The 18,007-nt window shown below is 40.8% G+C and carries 19 protein-coding genes; all 19 read right to left on the bottom strand.

Annotated elements, in window-relative coordinates; all coding sequences use genetic code 11:
* Positions 1–15: 15 nt before the first annotated feature.
* The 19 genes from IV73_RS03845 to IV73_RS03935 all read right to left on the bottom strand — a co-directional run bounded on the left by IV73_RS03845 (position 16) and on the right by IV73_RS03935 (position 17,976).
* A complete protein-coding gene (locus IV73_RS03845) occupies positions 16–1,383 on the bottom strand; it encodes a DEAD/DEAH box helicase (RefSeq protein WP_057755156.1) in 1,368 nt (455 codons plus the stop codon).
* Positions 1,384–1,392: 9 nt separating this feature from the next.
* Positions 1,393–2,340: a DHH family phosphoesterase gene (locus IV73_RS03850; protein WP_057755159.1), complete on the bottom strand. Its 948-nt coding sequence runs from the start codon at positions 2,338–2,340 to the stop codon at positions 1,393–1,395.
* Between the two features lie 79 nt (positions 2,341–2,419).
* The gene (dinB, locus tag IV73_RS03855; RefSeq protein WP_057755161.1) at positions 2,420–3,538 is read right to left on the bottom strand and encodes a DNA polymerase IV; all 1,119 of its coding nucleotides are present in this window, start codon (positions 3,536–3,538) and stop codon (positions 2,420–2,422) included.
* A gap of 146 nt (positions 3,539–3,684) precedes the next feature.
* Positions 3,685–4,011, bottom strand: coding sequence for a preprotein translocase subunit YajC (gene yajC / locus IV73_RS03860; RefSeq protein WP_083485546.1), 327 nt, complete (start codon positions 4,009–4,011; stop codon positions 3,685–3,687).
* A 21-nt stretch (positions 4,012–4,032) separates the two neighbouring features.
* A complete protein-coding gene (tgt, locus tag IV73_RS03865) occupies positions 4,033–5,214 on the bottom strand; it encodes a tRNA guanosine(34) transglycosylase Tgt (RefSeq protein ID WP_057755503.1) in 1,182 nt (393 codons plus the stop codon).
* A gap of 42 nt (positions 5,215–5,256) precedes the next feature.
* A complete protein-coding gene (gene queA, locus IV73_RS03870; protein WP_057755164.1) occupies positions 5,257–6,303 on the bottom strand; it encodes a tRNA preQ1(34) S-adenosylmethionine ribosyltransferase-isomerase QueA in 1,047 nt (348 codons plus the stop codon).
* On the bottom strand, positions 6,300–7,316 hold the full coding sequence (ruvB, locus tag IV73_RS03875; protein ID WP_057755167.1) for a Holliday junction branch migration DNA helicase RuvB: 1,017 nt from the start codon (positions 7,314–7,316) through the stop codon (positions 6,300–6,302). Before ruvB ends, queA begins: the two co-directional genes overlap by 4 nt.
* 12 nt (positions 7,317–7,328) lie before the next feature.
* The gene (gene ruvA / locus IV73_RS03880) at positions 7,329–7,922 is read right to left on the bottom strand and encodes a Holliday junction branch migration protein RuvA (protein WP_057755169.1); all 594 of its coding nucleotides are present in this window, start codon (positions 7,920–7,922) and stop codon (positions 7,329–7,331) included.
* A 63-nt stretch (positions 7,923–7,985) separates the two neighbouring features.
* A complete protein-coding gene (locus IV73_RS03885; protein WP_057755172.1) occupies positions 7,986–9,347 on the bottom strand; it encodes a Na+/H+ antiporter NhaC family protein in 1,362 nt (453 codons plus the stop codon).
* Positions 9,348–9,740: 393 nt separating this feature from the next.
* Positions 9,741–10,634 carry a DNA-processing protein DprA gene (gene dprA / locus IV73_RS03890; RefSeq protein ID WP_057755174.1) on the bottom strand — a complete coding sequence of 298 codons (894 nt, stop codon included), beginning with the start codon at positions 10,632–10,634 and terminating at the stop codon, positions 9,741–9,743.
* Between the two features lie 41 nt (positions 10,635–10,675).
* A complete protein-coding gene (locus IV73_RS03895) occupies positions 10,676–11,434 on the bottom strand; it encodes a ribonuclease HII (RefSeq protein WP_057755177.1) in 759 nt (252 codons plus the stop codon).
* Positions 11,406–12,302 carry a ribosome biogenesis GTPase YlqF gene (gene ylqF, locus IV73_RS03900; protein WP_057755180.1) on the bottom strand — a complete coding sequence of 299 codons (897 nt, stop codon included), beginning with the start codon at positions 12,300–12,302 and terminating at the stop codon, positions 11,406–11,408. The genes IV73_RS03895 and ylqF overlap by 29 nt, the downstream gene beginning before the upstream one ends.
* Before the next feature lie 19 nt (positions 12,303–12,321).
* Complete coding sequence (locus tag IV73_RS03905) at positions 12,322–12,543, bottom strand: YozE family protein (protein WP_057755182.1); 222 nt, start codon at positions 12,541–12,543, stop codon at positions 12,322–12,324.
* Positions 12,536–13,150, bottom strand: a complete 615-nt coding sequence (locus IV73_RS03910; RefSeq protein ID WP_057755185.1) for a YpmS family protein — start codon at positions 13,148–13,150, stop codon at positions 12,536–12,538. Before IV73_RS03910 ends, IV73_RS03905 begins: the two co-directional genes overlap by 8 nt.
* A gap of 1 nt (position 13,151) precedes the next feature.
* Entirely contained in the window at positions 13,152–14,036 is an 885-nt protein-coding gene (locus IV73_RS03915) for a GDSL-type esterase/lipase family protein (protein ID WP_057755188.1), read from the bottom strand.
* Positions 14,037–14,154: 118 nt separating this feature from the next.
* Positions 14,155–15,003, bottom strand: a complete 849-nt coding sequence (locus tag IV73_RS03920) for a DegV family protein (protein ID WP_057755190.1) — start codon at positions 15,001–15,003, stop codon at positions 14,155–14,157.
* Between the two features lie 29 nt (positions 15,004–15,032).
* On the bottom strand, positions 15,033–15,899 hold the full coding sequence (locus IV73_RS03925) for a DegV family protein (protein WP_057755193.1): 867 nt from the start codon (positions 15,897–15,899) through the stop codon (positions 15,033–15,035).
* Positions 15,900–16,049: 150 nt separating this feature from the next.
* The gene (locus tag IV73_RS03930; RefSeq protein WP_057755197.1) at positions 16,050–16,469 is read right to left on the bottom strand and encodes a MarR family winged helix-turn-helix transcriptional regulator; all 420 of its coding nucleotides are present in this window, start codon (positions 16,467–16,469) and stop codon (positions 16,050–16,052) included.
* Positions 16,470–16,641: 172 nt separating this feature from the next.
* Entirely contained in the window at positions 16,642–17,976 is a 1,335-nt protein-coding gene (locus IV73_RS03935; RefSeq protein ID WP_057755199.1) for an FAD-dependent oxidoreductase, read from the bottom strand.
* Between the last annotated feature and the right edge of the window lie 31 nt (positions 17,977–18,007).

Genomic DNA, 18,007 nt, shown 5'->3' on the forward strand with positions numbered 1-18,007 from the left:
TCCCCCCTTTCTGGTTTAACGCCGATGCGTTTGATCCGATGCCTTCTTTTTAGCTTTCCGACTTGCCCGCAACTCTTCACGCGTGGCTACCCGTTTCTTGAAGCGGGCGTCTTTTGCAATTGCTGCCTTAATTTGTCGCTTATAGCCAGGTTTAACATTTTTCTTTTTCTTTTTAACCATTCCAATCATGGTTGGATCTAGTTTAGTTGTCGATTTATTTCGTTGACGGCGGCGGCGGCGATCAATTCCATCGCGCAGTTCACCTTGCACATAGTTTTTCGGTTCAAATTCAATTCCTAAGGCTTCCACGGCTGCCACACGTTGTTCCTCATCTGGATTATACAAAGTAATAGCTGTTCCGGCTTGGTTCATACGTCCCGTACGCCCTACCCGATGAATAAAGAACTCTAATTCACTTGGAATTCCATCATTAATGACTAAATCAACTCCTGGAATATCAATTCCGCGTGCGGCCAAATCAGTCGCAACCACGTATTGATAATCTAAATGTTGAATCGCCGCCATGGTCCGCTTACGTTCACGTGGCTTAATGTCACCATGAATTTCAGCCACCTTTAAGTGGTTTTGTCGCAAATATTGCGCTAATTCTTTAGCGCGCTCTTTTGTATTGGTAAATACCAACGCCATATAAGGTGAGCCCATCGTTAAGAGATGATAAATCACTTCATCTTTACTTCGCCCCTTTGTCCCCACTAACAAGTTGGTAATTGTATTAGCAATCACAGTCTCACTCGGAATTTCTTCCACGACTGGATTATTTAGGTATTTTTTCAAAAATGGTTGTAATTTTTGTGGAATAGTTGCCGAGAACACCATCATTTGTAAATCAGAAGGGAGCGCCCCAGCGATTGAATCGACATCTGGTAAAAATCCACCATCTAACGTCATGTCCGCTTCATCAATCACCAAGGTCTTGGCCGTATGTAAGTCTAACTTACCCATCTTACTTAAATCTAAGATACGTCCCGGCGTTCCAATGACCAATTGTGGTTGACCAGCATCTAACTGATTCACCTGCCGAGCTTTGTCTGTCCCACCGACATAATAACCAATCTTGGGTTGCTTTTCTGGCACAAATTGATTAGCGATTTGTTTAGCAGCATGTTCAATCTGTGCGGCTAATTCCCGTGAAGGGGTTGTAATAATAACTTGCACTTCACTAGCTTGGGTTAAATGTTCAAAAATTGGAATTAAGAACGCATGCGTCTTACCTGAACCAGTCTGTGACTGTCCCACCACCGAACGCCCCTGTAAAATCGTTGGAATCATCTTTTCTTGAACAGGCGTAGGTTTATCAAAATGCATTTCTGCTAAGGCCGCATAAATTTCGGACTTTAGATTATAATCTGTAAATTTTGCCATATTTTTCCTCTATTCTTCTTGCGCAGCTAGCGTAGCGTTGACTTCGGCAATAATTGTTTCTATCTCCGCTTGATCCTTTGCTTTAGCCCCTGATGCAAAAGGATGTCCACCACCACCGTGACGTGCTGCAACTTGATTAATCACAATGTTTCTTGAGCGAATGCGTACCCGATAAGTTTGATCTTCTTGTTCTTCAAAAACAATCCAGGCCTTAGCCGTATTGACCTTACCTAACAAGGGGACCACAAAAGCCGTTCCGAAATCACCAAGGTCAAAGCTTTCAACCACATCATGTTTTAAAATAATATAGTTCAAGCCTAAATCATTTAATTGCATTTCACTTAAAACATAGCCTGACATTTTAGCGGCGGCTGGCGAAATGGTATCCATAATTTGACTAAGATTAGTCCAGTCAAAATTAAATTGCATTAAGCCTGCTACAACTTCCATTGTATGACTATTAGTTGCATATAGGAACCTACCAGTATCACCAACAATTCCATAATAAAGAGCCGCTGCGCCAGCATCAGATAATTTAAGCTCATCTTTAAAGGTTTGATAAAAGGTAAAAATCAATTCCGACGTTGATGACATCCCAGGAATAACCCAGTTATAGTCACCATAAGGCTCTTCATTTGGGTGATGATCAATTTTGATAATCTCAGCCGCTTTATCCCAGCGCTCATCATCTACGCGCGGTGAATTCGCCGTATCTAAGACAATTACCAATGCATCATCATATAGTTGGTTTTCTAACTCATCCATTGTTCCCAACCATTCAGCGCTCGGTTTCATTTTTCCTACAACATACACAGCCTTATTAGGGAAGGATTGCTTAATCAAATCCGCCATCCCAAATTGCGATCCAAATGCGTCTGGATCTGGCCGTTGATGCCGATGAAGGATGATTGTATCATACTTCTTAATCGATGCTAAAATACTTGTTTCTGCTGACATAGTCGTTCTCTCATTTTCGTTTAATTTTATTATTAATTTTCCGATAGTACTAACCTCAAATTATACCATATGATACATTTTATTCCCCGTATAAATCTAAAGTAATCTCATCAAAATTGACTGGTGCTAAATTTTGGGCGGTTAGTCCAAGCAAACGGATCGGTTGTTGGTATCCGCCTATTTCTTCCCATAAATCCAAAGCTAGATTATATAAAATATCTACTTGGTTCATTATAAAGTCCGTTTCCGTTATTCGTCTAGTCTCAGTTTTGAAATCATCATCACGCATCTTCAATACTATCGTCTTACAATGAAAATGAGCTTGAATTAAATCTTGCTGCAATCGTATAGCTAGCTCCCGCAAGGCATCTAAAATTTCTTCCTCATTATCTAATGGTGGACCATAAGTGCGCTCATTGCCTAACGACTTCCGTTGCCGGTTACCCTGAACTTGCCGATCATCGACGCCACGAATTCGCAAGTATAAATCATATCCCAATTTACCAAAATGGCTCGCCAAATCAGTTTGCTTTTGCGCAAAAAGATCACGCCCCGTGTAAATACCAAGTTGGTGCATCACTGGTAAAGTTTTTTTGCCCACGCCGCGCACATCTTCAATCGGCAACGCATCTAAAAATATCCGAACATCTGATGAGCCAACAAACGTAAAGCCCTCGGGTTTATTATGCTCTGATGCTAATTTGGCTAAAAATTTATTAAATGAAACTCCCACAGAAGAAGTCAACTTAAGTTCTTCATAAATGGTCTGCTGTAAATGATGGGCTAACTCCACACTTGATGAAAAATCCAATTGGTGCCCCGTTACATCTAAATACGCCTCATCAAATGCAACTGGTTCAACTAAGTCAGTATAACGATGAAAAATGACATGCACTTGCTTGGAAACTGTTTTATATAGTTTGAAATCAGGTTGAACAAAATGTGCGTCCGGCGCTAATTTTAAAGCTTCGTTTGAACTCATGGCCGAGTGAACGCCCAAACGACGTGCTGCATAATTTGCAGTCGCTACGACTCCACGACCACCATTTTTGCGCGGATCACTCCCGATGATTAAAATTTCATTCCGATATTCGGGGTGTTCGCGCATTTCAACTTGCGCGTAAAAAGCATCCATATCCACATGAATAATCTGACGTTCTGTATTCAAGACAACCGGTACTTCTAACAAATCTGCCAAAATCTGCTACCCCCACGCTCATATTCAACTTGTTGGTCACTTTAAGCATTTTAACATTAATTTATTCCTAATTCATCCAAATAATAAAAAGGCTTAGACTTATCAGCATGATAAATCTAAACCCATCATTTAACCTTACAGTTTAATTAATCTTCTTGATCCGTATGCTTATCTTCTTCGACTGGTACCGTCGTAGTTGTAGCTTCAGGCGCAGCTGTGGCTGGCGTTACAACATTCTTAATCGCTGACCGTTCAAAAGTAAGCAACACTCCATCGGCGTCCAAGGTAATTGTTTTTTCATCAGAGTGATCAATCACACCATGTAATCCACCGATAGTGACAACTTCTGTCCCTGGTTGCAATTGTTGTAACATCTCTTGATGCTTCTTAGCTGCCTTTTGTTGTGGACGCACCATCATGAAGTACATCAAGGCCAAGAAAACGATAAAAATCAAAATACTATTCATTTGCATTATTTAAATCTCCTATAACTTTTAGAATAGACGGGCATTTGGCTTATTATAACCATAATCTTCAAGAACTTGTTCTCTAAATTCTATTAATTCATCATTATAAATAGCTTCACGCATCTCTTCCATTAACTTTAACAGATATCGCAAATTATGAACAGACGCAATATTTTGACCTAATAATTCATTAGCCTTAAATAAATGATGCAAATAGGCCTTTGTAAAGTTTTGTGAACCATAGTCTTCTGTATCTGCGTCAATTAGACTAAAGTCATCTTTATATCTACCATTTGTAATAACAATCCGGCCGTTCTTAGTCATTAATGACCCATTCCGTGCAATCCGAGTTGGTAAGACACAATCAAACATATCAATCCCACGAATCGCCGAATCAATTAAGGAATCAGGCGCCGCCACCCCCATCAAATAACGGGGCTTGTCAGCAGGCATCCAATCAACGGTAAAGTCTAAGACTCGATTCATTTCCTCTTTTGATTCACCCACAGACAAACCACCCACAGCATACCCAGGCAAGTCAAGATCAACTAACCCTTCAGCAGACAAACGTCGCAAATCTTTAAACCCAGCCCCTTGGATAATTCCAAATAAGGCTTGATCATTTGGGCGGGCATGGGCGATTTTAGCGCGCTTGGCCCAGCGTGTCGTCCGTTCAACGGAGTTTTTAACGTAATCATACGTTTCAAAATAAGGAATCGCCTCGTCCAATTGCATCATCACATCTGAACCCAAATTATTTTGAATGCGCATAGCCACTTCGGGAGACAAAAACATCGAAGCCCCATCAACGTGGTTTTTAAAATCGACCCCTTCTTCAGAAATTTTATTATTTTTAGCTAATGACCAAACTTGAAACCCACCAGAATCTGTCAAAATGGGGCCATTCCATTGCATAAATTTATGCAAACCACCCGCTTTAGCAATCAAATCATCCCCAGGACGGACCCATAAATGATATGTGTTCGACAAAATAAATTGCGTATTAATAGCTTCCAAATCACGGGGAGACACATTTTTAACTGAAGCTTGGGTCCCAACCGGCATAAACATCGGTGTGTGCACAATCCCATGGCGTGTGTAAATTCGGCCTAACCGGGCGCCCGTATGCTTTTCTACATGTAATAATTCATAAATAACTGGTCGATCTGGATCATTCAAATATTCTTCTTTTAATGGATATTTTTCCATTAAGAATTGATCAAACTTACTATATTGTTGCATAATTTCTCCCTAACGATAGATAAACATCGCATCACCAAATGAAAAGAACCGATAGCGTTCTTCAATTGCATGCTGATAAGCATTTAAAATATTTTCCCGGCCAGTAAAGGCTGCGACTAACATCACTAATGTTGACTTAGGTAAGTGGAAGTTAGTAATAAAAGCATCAACCACCGCCCATTGATAACCTGGCTTAATAAAAATGTCAGTCCAACCTGAATCCGCCTGTAAAACACCATTAAACTTCGATCCAATCGTCTCCAAAGTCCGAATGGAAGTCGTTCCCGTCGCGATAATACGACCACCATTTGCGTGCACTTCATTTAAAGTATCTGCTGCCGCTTGACTTAACTGATAGAATTCAGAATGCATTTTGTGCTCATTTAAATTATTCGTTTCAACAGGACGGAACGTTCCTAAACCAACATGCAGGGTTAATTCGACTAGCTTAACCCCTTTGGCTTCCACCTTAGCTAACAATTCTGGCGTCCAGTGGAGTCCAGCGGTTGGGGCCGCGGCGGAACCATTTACCTTGGAATAAACCGTCTGATAGCGTTCTTGATCATCCAATTTTTCCTTAATATACGGAGGTAAAGGCATCTCACCTAATGATTCCAAAACTTCTAAGAAAATTCCATCATAATGGAATTCCACCATCCGGCCCCCATGCTCTAATTCCTCTACTACCGTCGCAGTTAGTTCACCGTTTCCAAAAGAAATTTGGGCACCTACAGGGTACTTCCGCGCCGGCTTAACTAACGTCTCCCACACGTCTCCATGATCTTGACGCAACATTAAGACTTCAACATTCCCCCCTGTATCTGGTCGAATCCCATGCAATCGCGCAGGTAGGACTCGCGAATTATTCATCACAATTGCATCCCCAGGGTTTAAATAATCTAAAATGTCATAAAAATGGCGATCTTCCATTGCTCCTGTATCAGCATTCAATGTTAATAAACGTGAGCTGTCACGTTGTTTTAATGGTGTTTGCGCAATCAACTCTTGTGGCAAATCATAATCAAAATCATCTAAAGTATATTCTGGTAAACTCATTTTATATCTTCTTTCTTTGGATCATCCAAACCTAAATGCTCATATGCTAGTCGTGTGACTACGCGTCCTCGTGCAGTCCGCTTGATAAAACCAATTTGCAACAAATATGGTTCATACATTTCTTCTAATGTATCAACTTCTTCGCCAATATTAGCCGCTAGCGTTTTAATGCCGACGGGACCACCATCATAATAATTAATAATTGTCGTTAGTAGCTTCAAATCGACTTGATCCAAGCCTGACTGATCAATATTTAATAATCCTAAGGCGTAGTCCACCATGGCTTGGTCAATTTCATCTTGTCCTTGCACCATGGCAAAATCTCGGACCCGTCTTAGTAAACGATTGGCAATTCGTGGCGTCCCATGTGCCCGCTTGGCCAACGCCTGCGCACCTTTTTCTCCGATTTGAGTTTGGAAAAATTGCGCTGAACGCGAAATAATCGTCATTAATTCAGAATCAGTATAATAATTCATATGCTCAACAATTCCAAAACGATCCCGAAGCGGCTGTGACAACATCCCGGCCCGCGTAGTCGCTCCTATCAAGGTAAACGGTGGTAGCGGAAAATGAACCGGGTGCGAAGTTTCCCCCTCACCGACAATAATATCTACATAGTAATCTTCCATCGCCGAGTAAAGCATCTCTTCCACTGTTTTGGGCAAGCGATGAATTTCATCAATAAATAAAATATCGCCCGGCTGTAATTCATTTAATAAGGCTAATAAGTCACCTTGCTTTTCAATGACTGGTCCGGTGGTTGTTTTAATATTGACGCCCATTTCATTGGCAATCACTAACGCCAAAGTTGTCTTCCCTAAACCAGGTGGTCCATATAACAAAACATGATCTAATGCCTCTTCACGTTGCTGTGCCGCTTGAATATAAACTTGCAGACGATTTTTTAAAGCATTTTGACCAATATATTCTTGTAACTTTTGCGGACGTAATGATTGTTCTACTTGGGCTTCGACCGCATTTTCCGTTGTCTGATCTAAAATCCCATCATCCATGCTTCACTCCTACTAAACTAATAATTTCAATCCCGCCGAAATATAATCAGAAGTCGTTTTATCGGGCTGCTGTTGCAGCGCTTTCTCAACTTTTTTAACTTCTCGATCGCCATATCCCAGCGCACGTAAAGCCTCCAATGCATCATCAAGCGCTGGATTAGTTGACACAACTGGTGCCGCGACTCCTTCAATATTTTGAAAATCAAATGGTAACTTTGATAAATTATTTTGTAAGTCTAAGACCATTTGTTGTGCTGTTTTTTTACCGATCCCCGGGAATTTCGTCAAATAATTAATATTGCCGGCAACAATTGCTTGGACTAACCCCGAATGATCCGCGTTCGCCAAAATCGCCAAGGCACTTTTCGGTCCAATTCCAGAAACAGCTAATAATTGATCAAAAAGATTCTTTTCATCAACTGTTTGAAAGCCATACAAAGTAATTGCATCTTCGCGTACCACTTGTTCAACAAATAACTGCACTTCTTGTCCGATGGTAAAACGATATGGATTACCCATGACAACCCGATAACCGACGCCTGCTACCTCAATCACTACAAATTTGGGGGCCAAAACGGTAATAATTCCCTTTAAGTATTCGTACATGCTTTAACTCCTGTTTTTTAATTATAACCTAATTATAGCAAGCTCACGAATATTTAACGAGACTTATTTCACAGATCGTTCATCAGGTAACCCTAAACCTGTCCAGGCTGACAACAATGAAAAAATTGGTGAGAATAAGGCAAAAAAGACATAGGGCGCAAAGGCGCTCACTGAAACACCTAATGCTTGTGCCGCAAAGCTCCCAGCCACGCCCCACGGTACTAAGTAATTCACCACCGTCCCCGAGTCTTCCAGCCCCCGACTTAAGGCTAAGCGTGAAATTTTTAAGCTATCAAAAGCCGGTTTCCATAGCTGCCCTGGCAAGATGGTCGCCAAGTACTGCTCACCAATCATAAAATTCGCTCCAATCCCACTTAAAATCAAGCCAGTCAAAGTACCAGCAGTTGTCTTAATTTTGGCGACCAAAGGTTCCATTAAAGTTTGTAAAACGCGCATCTCAGTCAACACACCGCCCAGGGCTAAGGCAAACATGATAATAATAATTGTTGACATCATTGGCAGCATCCCTCCACGATTTAACAATCCCGCTAATAAGGAATTATGCACCGACGTATGGTAACCGTTCATCAAAAGATCAGCCAAATCTTGGGGTGTATTTTGCACCAAAAATGCTAAAGCCGACACTCCAACGTTCATTAATAGAGTTGGGATGGCGGGGATCCGCAAAATAGCCATCACTACCAATAAGCCTAGCGGAATCACGCTCCACCACGTAGGATGCAATAATATCATCAACGACGCTAAACTTTGTCCTGCATGACCATGATGTCCAAAACCTAACCAGGTAAATAGTAATAATGATACACCCAAAGCTGGTAAAGTGGTCCACATTAAATTACGAATATGTGCGAACAAATCGACTTCAGCAATTGACGCTGCTAAGTTTGTGGAATCTGACAAAGGTGACGATTTATCACCAAAAATGGCCCCCGATAAAATCGCTCCAGCTACCAACGCTGGCGAAAAACCTAAACTTGTTCCAATCCCCATCAAGGCCACCCCAACCGTTCCAATCGTGGTAAAGGCTGATCCAATCACTGATCCAATCACTGCGGTCACTAACACCGTGCTAGGTAAAAACCAAGTCGCGCTAGCACCCTTAAAGCCGAACCAAACTAAAGTTGGAATCACCCCCGTGGCCATCCATAACGCAATCAACATCCCAATCAACAAGAATAAGAACAAAGGGGCCAGCCCTGTCTTTAATCCTGCTAACATCGCAGCTTGCAACTCATCCCAGTGAGCGCCAAATAATCTTAAGAACAACATACTAACTAATAAGCTGACTAGCAAGGGAATGTAAGCTGGTAACTTCATCCCGATGATACCTACACTAAATATTATTAAAATCATAACAACTAGTAAACCGGCGCCGTTAAAGCCCCATTTCATTTGTTTTTGCATAACGTTACACCTCACGTTTCCAATCATGCATCAGCCACTAATCTCGCTGACTGCCTCTATAAAAAAATTTAATCACCCGATTTCTAAATAAAAAACGCCCCAACTACATCAATTGACATAGTTGGGACGAAAGTGATTTCCGCGGTACCACCCGAATTATTCACACAAAAGTGAATCTCTTTATTATTTAAAAATTAAAGGGAGTTCTCTAAATAGCGACTGTCTACAAAATACAGCCTATTTAAAAAACTTAATAATTCAATTCATTAGCCTGCACTACTCACAGCAACCGTAGTTTCTCTTACATTCAACTAATCAATCTACTGAATATCCCGAGTTTACCTGTAATTCAAAACTCTGTCAAGCCTCGCCAGTTTTTAATCTAAATTAAAGTTAAAACCACCAGTAATGAGCTTTTAACGCCTGCATGACATCTTGAGCATTTAAAACCGGCTCAGCCCCTTGTTGAATCAATTCATTGCAGCCTTGCGCACAATCATACGTTACCGCGCCAGGCACAGCCAACACACTCCGGTTATTCTGTACAGCTAAGGAGGCTGTAATCAAAGATCCAGACTGCCGTCGAGCTTCTACGACCAACGTATTATAACTCAGGCCAGCTAGGATCCGATTCCGTTCCGGAAAATATTGTTTTTGCGGGCCGACGTCTGGTAAATATTCACTTAAGATTAAGCCTTGTTGACTGATTGCAGATTGTAACGCACGATGACTGGCTGGATAAGTCCGCATCAAGCCCGTCCCAATTACCGCCACGGTTGATCCGCCGGCTGCCAAGGTTATTTCATGTGCTAAAGCATCCACGCCCCGCGCCAATCCCGAAACAATCACAACCCCTTGCGCGACCAACTGGGGCAACCACTGCTGTAAAATCGTCTGACCATAAGCGCCGTTTTGCCTGGCACCCACAACCGTTAAACATGGCTTTTGTAAATAAGTTAAATCACCTTGATAAAATAAAACCAACGGAGGATTCCAAATTTCTTTCAGGCGCTTCGGATAAGTTCCATCAAAAATTGTAATATACGGCATGGTTGCTGCCATAGATAACAGCTGGGCGCTTAAATCCTCTTGTTGCAAAAATTGCTGCAGCTGATTTCGTTCTGATTTTCGCAAATCACTAACCATTGCCACTTGTAACGCGTCACACCAATTGGACCAAGCTTGATCAGCGGGCCAAGTCATGCTTTTAAATAATTTATTTTTTTGTGTAAGTCGCACCTGCGTCATTAAAGTGAAAATTAAAATAAATTGATTTCTTTTCATCATTGAGTTCTCCTTATTCAAAAAGAACCCAATCATCGAAATTATCACAATCTTTTTTTTACCGGCGCAAACGTTTTACGATGAAGTGGTGTCACACCCAATTGATCAAGCGCCGCTAAATGCTCTTGGGTACCATAACCAGCATTTTTTTCAAACCCATAGCCTGGATACTTATCGACATAAGTTGCCATCAATCGATCTCGATAATCTTTGGCCAAAATACTAGCGGCGCCAATACTAATGCTCCGGTCATCCCCTTTAATCAAACTAGTCTGGGGGATTTCAACATCTAGTTCCATCGCATCAATCAACAAGGCTGCTGGCTGTTGCGCTAAATTTTGATATGCCAGCGTCATGGCTTTTTGTGCGGCTTGATAAATATTCAATACATCAATTTCATCCGCCTCCACCACACCAAACGCATAGTCCACAGCTTGCTCCTTAATCTGAGGGACTAAAACTTGCCGCTTCTTTAAACTCAATTGCTTTGAATCATGGACTTCCCATAAATCAAAATTTTGATCTAAAACGACTGCCGCAGCGACTACGGGGCCCGCCAAAGGACCACGTCCAACCTCATCAATACCTGCCACCAAGTCGCCCGTTTGCCAATAATGCTCTTCAAATTGCAAGCGTTGTTGAAACGCCACTTTTTGATGCACCATTTTTTCCTGACGACGTTCATATTGCTGAACCGCCAACTGAACGCCTTGCCGAGGGTCTTGCTTTAATCGTTCTAGCTCTGCGCTAGCGATTGGCTGTTGCAAGCGCGCTTTAATCTGTTGAATCGTTTCCCGCATCATCCAAAAAGCCTAATTCTTCCCGATCGGTTGGCCGTTCAATCGTATAAGTCCCCAATTTACCCCGCCGCAAATCAATCAACAACCGCTCACTACCACGCTCATAATCATCCTTAAAGCCCATTTTTTGCGTAATTAACAATAGCAAATCAACATTACTAAGCTGTACAAAACTATCAGGTGCTAACTTGTAGCGTTCAATAATCGCTTCTGGATGGTACCCGCGCATAAATTCTAATAGCGCTAAAGCAATGTCATCTAAATTCACCAATTGATCCTTAATAGCTCCCGTCATCGCTAGGTGTTGACCAACAACTTGATTTTCAAATTTAGGCCATAACACACCTGGCGTATCTAACAATTCCAAATTAGTGGGCGTTTTTAACCACTGTAATTTCTTCGTCACCCCCGGTCGATCCCCAGTAATAGCGACGTTTTTCATCACCAAATGATTAAGCAAAGTTGACTTACCAACATTTGGCACCCCTACAACTAACGCCCGAATCGCTTTATCTTTCACGCCACGTTCTGCCAATTGATCCCATTTTTTAGCCAAAATTTTACGGGCCGCTTTCGTCACAATTTGCGGTGTTTTCCGGTCTTTGACGTTTAACGCTACAACAGGAATATTTCGTTGTTCAAAATCTTGCAACCATTCTTGGGTAATTTTAGGATCAGCCAAATCCATCTTAGTCATTATCAACAAACGAGGCTTATCTCCCAAGACATGGTTCAATTCCGGATTACGTGAAGCTAATGGAATCCGGGCGTCAACTAATTCAAATACAATATCAACGTACTTCAAGTTTTCTTGCATCAAACGCAATGCTTTGGCCATATGACCGGGATACCATTGAATAATTTGTCCCATTTTAAATCTCCTTTTTGGGCTACTCTTCAGCAGCTAAGTATTGTTGCCAGGCTTCATCAAAGATGTCCATTGATTGTAAATAACCCCCATTTTCTTCCAAATATCGGGATATTTCATCAAAATCTTTACTTTGCTTAGGAAAACTTTGATCGTAAAAAGCGCCGTTAGCAAAATTTTTCACAGCGTCATGTGTAACTGGATCTCGTTGTGTCATTAGCCATTGATAAAATGTTCTACGCATGATTAGATAACCCCACTTGGAAAATGAATTGATTCTGTTGCATGTTTAATTTTTTAATTTTAATCCGCATCCCAGAAACCTCAGGGACTTCGGTAAAATCAATTAAAATGGTCTGCGCTTTACTATTAACCGTCACCCACTTAGGCAAATCCAAGGTATTTCCTAGCCCATTCATAACATATTTAACCGGCAACGGTAATTGGCCGACAGCCACTGAATCAGCATGGAGCAATAGATTGCCTTCTTTAGTAACTGAAGGGGTCATTTTCATCCCATAATCTACATTTTGACCTAATAATTTCGTCGTTCCATAGACCATCATACTAGTCGTACCCATCTCAAAACGGAATTTTCCCTTCAAATCAGGATCATCATTTAAATACTTATTCATCCACGCGTTTAAATTACGTTTAGTTAGTTGAACATCCATCGTCGCATCCGTCATTTGAATTGGTTGCTCCGTCTTAAATTGCTTTTCTTTACCTTGGGGCAAAGCAATTAATATCAAAGCTAGGAAGACCATCACGATTAAAGTCCCCCCAATTCCCCACAGAAGCCCTAATTGCCGTCCTTGCTGAAAACTTTGTTGATCTTTTGGTGCCTTCATTTTAATGCAACCACTCCTTCTTGTTTTTTTGCATCACTTTAAACAGCTCATTGGTCATAACGTCGTATCCTTTATTATTCGGGTGAAAATGATCTGCCTGTGAAATATAGCGATTTTTTTCACCATCCGGTTGATTTAAGGCTGCAGATACCATTTTATTATCCGTTGATCCTTGTGCTGATTCTTTGGCCTCTCGCACTAGCTTAACTTTTTTAGGAGCCGTTTCATACTGACCATACGTTAAGGGTTTAAATACCGAAACATAATACGCGTTCTTATCAGCTAATGCCACGCCCTTATTGACCCCATTATATAAATGAACAGCCTGATTTAAATCATTCCGATTCGCTAAATATACATATAATGGGTTATAGTTTCCATACACAAAAATTGGGGCATGTGGGTTTTGCCCGCGCAAATATGCGAAGAGTTGCTCGAACTTATGCTGATACTGCGCTTTGGTATCCCGAATTTCTGGCATGACATTCGGTTCTTTTTGCGTTTGAATCAATTTAAATAATTCTTGCTGCAAATCATTTCCGCCCGCTGTTACTACCAAAACATCAGCATGTTTAATTTTCTTTTGGGCGGTGGGATCAGCTTGAAGCCTTTTTAAAATTTGGTCTGAGCGATCACCTGATTTTCCAAAATTAGCGGTCTGCACATCACGATGATCGACATGTTCAATTTTATGAGCAATTCTTTGCTCATAACCACCCATATCTTTTGTATCTCCAATTCCCTCAGTTAAAGAGTCCCCAACTGTCACCAACTCGATACTCTCCTGACTCTTGGCCTGTGTCATTGGTAAAATCACTCCTGACCCTAGGAGCACAACACTTAATCCCAGCAACAGGCTTCCAACTGATTTTTCTAATTTTGGCATCTTAACTCAGCTTTCCTTCTTTCAAAATATCCATAACCATTTAAATGGTTGCAAGATATTATTATATCAAAAAAAGGCTCCAAACAATCAAATTGTTTAAGCCTCATTCATCAATCAACTATCCTTTAACTAAATAGCTCAATCCGTATGCACCTGCCCCAGTATGAGTAGCCACCACTGGTGAAGTTTGATTAATCGCAATCGTAGCATCTGGGAATTCTTGAGCTAAACGCGCACCCAACTCCGTCGCTTTTTCCGGAATTCCAGCGTGAGATAACCCAATCATTTCAATTCCTTGAGTCGCGTGCATTTCATCAATAATTTTATCAATATAGTTCCGAATGGTTTTAGCACCACGTCCTTTAACCTCTGCTATGATATCTCCATCAACAACGTGCGCACCAATCTTAATATTTAACAACCCCCCAATAAAACCGGTAGCTTTAGAAATTCGACCACCCGCTGAAAGATTATCCAAAGAATCTAATGTCAAATAAAGTTGTGTATTTTGCTTCGTTCTTTCCATTTCAGCTAAAATCTCAGCCGCATTTGCCCCCGTTTGGGCTAATTTAGCTGCCTTAATTACTTGAAAGCCCAAAGCACGATCTATAAATGTAGAATTTAGCACGTGGATATGGTCAGGGCTAACTAATTGTGCCGCCTGATGAGCGGTCTGACATGTCCCTGACAACTCGGGTGTTAAATGAATACTAATAACTTCTGATCCATCAGCCGTCAATCGTTCGTAAACATCCGAAAAGGCTCCAATAGCCGGCGTTGAGGTCTTGGGTATATTATTAGCTTCTCCCATTTTTTTCATAAATTCTTCTCGGCTCAACGTTACTCCATCTTCATAGAGCACATCATCAATCACCACAGTCAATGGAATAACCGTGATATCTAATTGCGCAATTTCTTCATCTGATAAAATTGCCGTTGAATCCGTTACTATTTTTACTTGTGACATACAATTAATCCTCCACCATCTCCTGATTATTATAAACTTTCTGGATCACGCATCCAAGCCAAAGCTAGTGCCCCTGCTCCTAAATGAACTCCAATTACTGGACTGAAATAAGATAATTCAAAATCCAAATCAGGGTATGCTTCTGCTAATTCCTGGCGCCACGCCTCACCTTCCAATTGCGCATTAGCATGAATGATCATAGGCTTAATTGGATAAGTCGTATTCATCAAAGCGTTTTTAAACAATTCTTCAACTCGCTTCTTAGATTTCTTCATTGAGCGCACTTTTTCATACGGAACAATATAATTCGAATCATTATCAAAAGTCAAAATTGGTTTAACCTTTAACATGGTTCCTACAATCGCCCCAGCGTTTGACAAACGGCCACCACGTACCAAATTATTTAAATCATCAACCACAAAATACTCATCCGTGGTCTTTTGCAATTCTTGCAAAACATGGACAATTTCTTCTGCTGTTTTTCCTTCTTCGACCATTCTCGCTGCTTTCAGGACTTGCCAGCCCATCAAACGCACCGTAATCTTTGAGTCCACTGGAATCACTTCTAAACCATCAATTTTATCTTTGATTGAATCAACATTATTAATAAAGCCAGAAATAGTACTTGTCAAATGAATTGAAATCACTTGCTCATAACCTTCATCACGTAAACTTTCATAAATACTAATCAATTCACCAATCGCTGGTTGTGAAGTTGAGGGAAACGACTTAGAATTTTTTAACTTATCGTAAAATTCTTTGGTCGTAATATCAATATTTTCTTTGTATTCTTTTCCTTCAAAAATAATTGGAATTGGAATCACCTTAATATTATATCGTTCAATTTCCTCTGAACTTAAGGTCGCCGTTGAATCCGTCATAATTGCAATTTTCATAGTTAATATCCTTTATCCTAGCATTTTATTTCGATAACCAAACAAATAATCAATGTCATTATACGCTGATATTAATTACCTGCCTAGTCAACAATCCATTTTAATCATGCTGGCTGAAAACCATATTTTCAATTATAACGCATCTCCGACTTAATCGACCACTTTACTTAACGATTTTCCTAACCGTTTTAAGAGAATTCGCAACATTGTTTGTTCCTCATCTGACCACATTTGAAAAATACGTTGTTCTAGTACTTCATTTTGCGTCGTCAAAGTTGCCAACTGGGCTTGACCCTGTGCAGTAACTTGATAAGTCAGCTGCCGATGATCGCGCCCTTTGGCTTGATGCTCAATTGCCTTCTTTTGTTCTAACGACTTCAATTGACGAGAAAGCGTTGAATTATCGAGCTCCATTGCTTGACTTAATTTATCTTGCGTATCAATGCCATCAGTAACCTGCATCAGTAACTTCCATTCGGCAATCGTCAAATTAACTTTTTTCACCATTTGCTGTAACTGCTTATGATAATCCTTTGCGTTCACCTGTAATTCATCTAAAATCGCTTGCATCAGCGCAGCCCTCCGTCAAAAAGTTCACTTATCACTCTTTTATTATACGGTATTACAACCTACTTCGGCAACTAACTTCATAAATTTAACCGCTTTCATTCCTTTTATAATGCAATCCGCAAAAAAAAGCTTGTACATTCATTAACCAATGCACAAGCTTATTATTTTTTAATTACTTTGCGGCAGCCGCCATGGCTACTGCACCTAAGAAATTAATTGGTTGGCTGAAGTTTGGTTGGAATAAGAAATCAGACATCGCCAATTCGTCAATTGTCATTTGATTTTGAATAGCCAATGAGAGCGCATTCGCTGTTTGTGAAATGTCATGCTTTGAATAGAATTCACCACCCAAAACGCGGCGTGTCTTAACATCCCATAACAATGTAGCCCGGACCGGCGTCGTAGTTAACATGAAGTCTGGGCGGTAATCTTGCTCAATCGTAACTGTATCGTAATCAGTAATACCACGAGCTTGAGCTAATTGCTCATTCAATCCTGAAGCGGCCATCGCGTGGTCATATAGTTCAACCGCTGAAGTTGATTGCGTTCCCAAATATTCAACTGTTGGCTTCAAAATATTCTTTCCAACCAAGATACCTTGACGCACTGCGTTGGTAGCCAAAGGAATGTAATCATTTTGTTGCGTTGGATTGTAAAAGACTGTAGCTGAATCACCTGCAGCGTAAACATCAGGGACAGAAGTTTGCATATACTTATCAACGATAATCGCACCGTTTTTAATCATTTCAACTTGACCCGTGAACAAATCAGTCCGCGGTAAAAATCCAATTCCAAGCACGGCGATATCGGCTTCATACTCACCCTTATCAGTGATAACCTTGACACCATTTTCAGTTTGTTCAAAGCTTTGAACCATTTGTCCTAAGCCCAAAGTAACATCATGATTCTTATATTCTGCTTCAATCTCATCAGTAATTTCTTTATTGAAATTCTTCGCCAAGACCCGATTTAATCCATCAATTAAAGTTGTCTTAACACCTGTAACCGAGAATTGTTCAGCAATTTCGGCTCCGATGTATCCAGCCCCAATCACAATGGCTGACTTAGCATCCTTGGCAGCCTCTTTAATAGCTGTAGCATCATCCCAGTTCTTGCACTTGAAAATGTTAGCTCCATCAATTCCAGGGAGTGGAGGTAAAATCGGCTTTGACCCAGTGGTGATAACAATCTTATCGTATTGTTCAGTTGTCTCCTCGTCAGTGATCAAATTCTTGTAAGTTAAAGTCTTTGTGGCCAAATCAACTTCGATCACGTCATGTTGCATCTTCATCTTGATGCCATCAGCTTCCATGCTTTCAACGGAATCATAGAACATCTTAGCTGGGTCTGAAACATGGTTTCCAACCCAAAGAGCAATTCCACATGATAAGAATGAGACTGACTTATTCCGCTCAAAGACAGTTACATCAGCTTCTGGGTCTGTTTCTAAAATTCCACGTGCTGAAAAGATTCCAGCGTGAGTACATCCAATAACGGCAACTTTCATGATTAAAACCTCCGAAAAATTAAACGCTTAC

The sequence above is a fragment of the Weissella kandleri genome, assembly GCF_001438705.1.
Lineage (GTDB): Bacteria > Bacillota > Bacilli > Lactobacillales > Lactobacillaceae > Weissella > Weissella kandleri.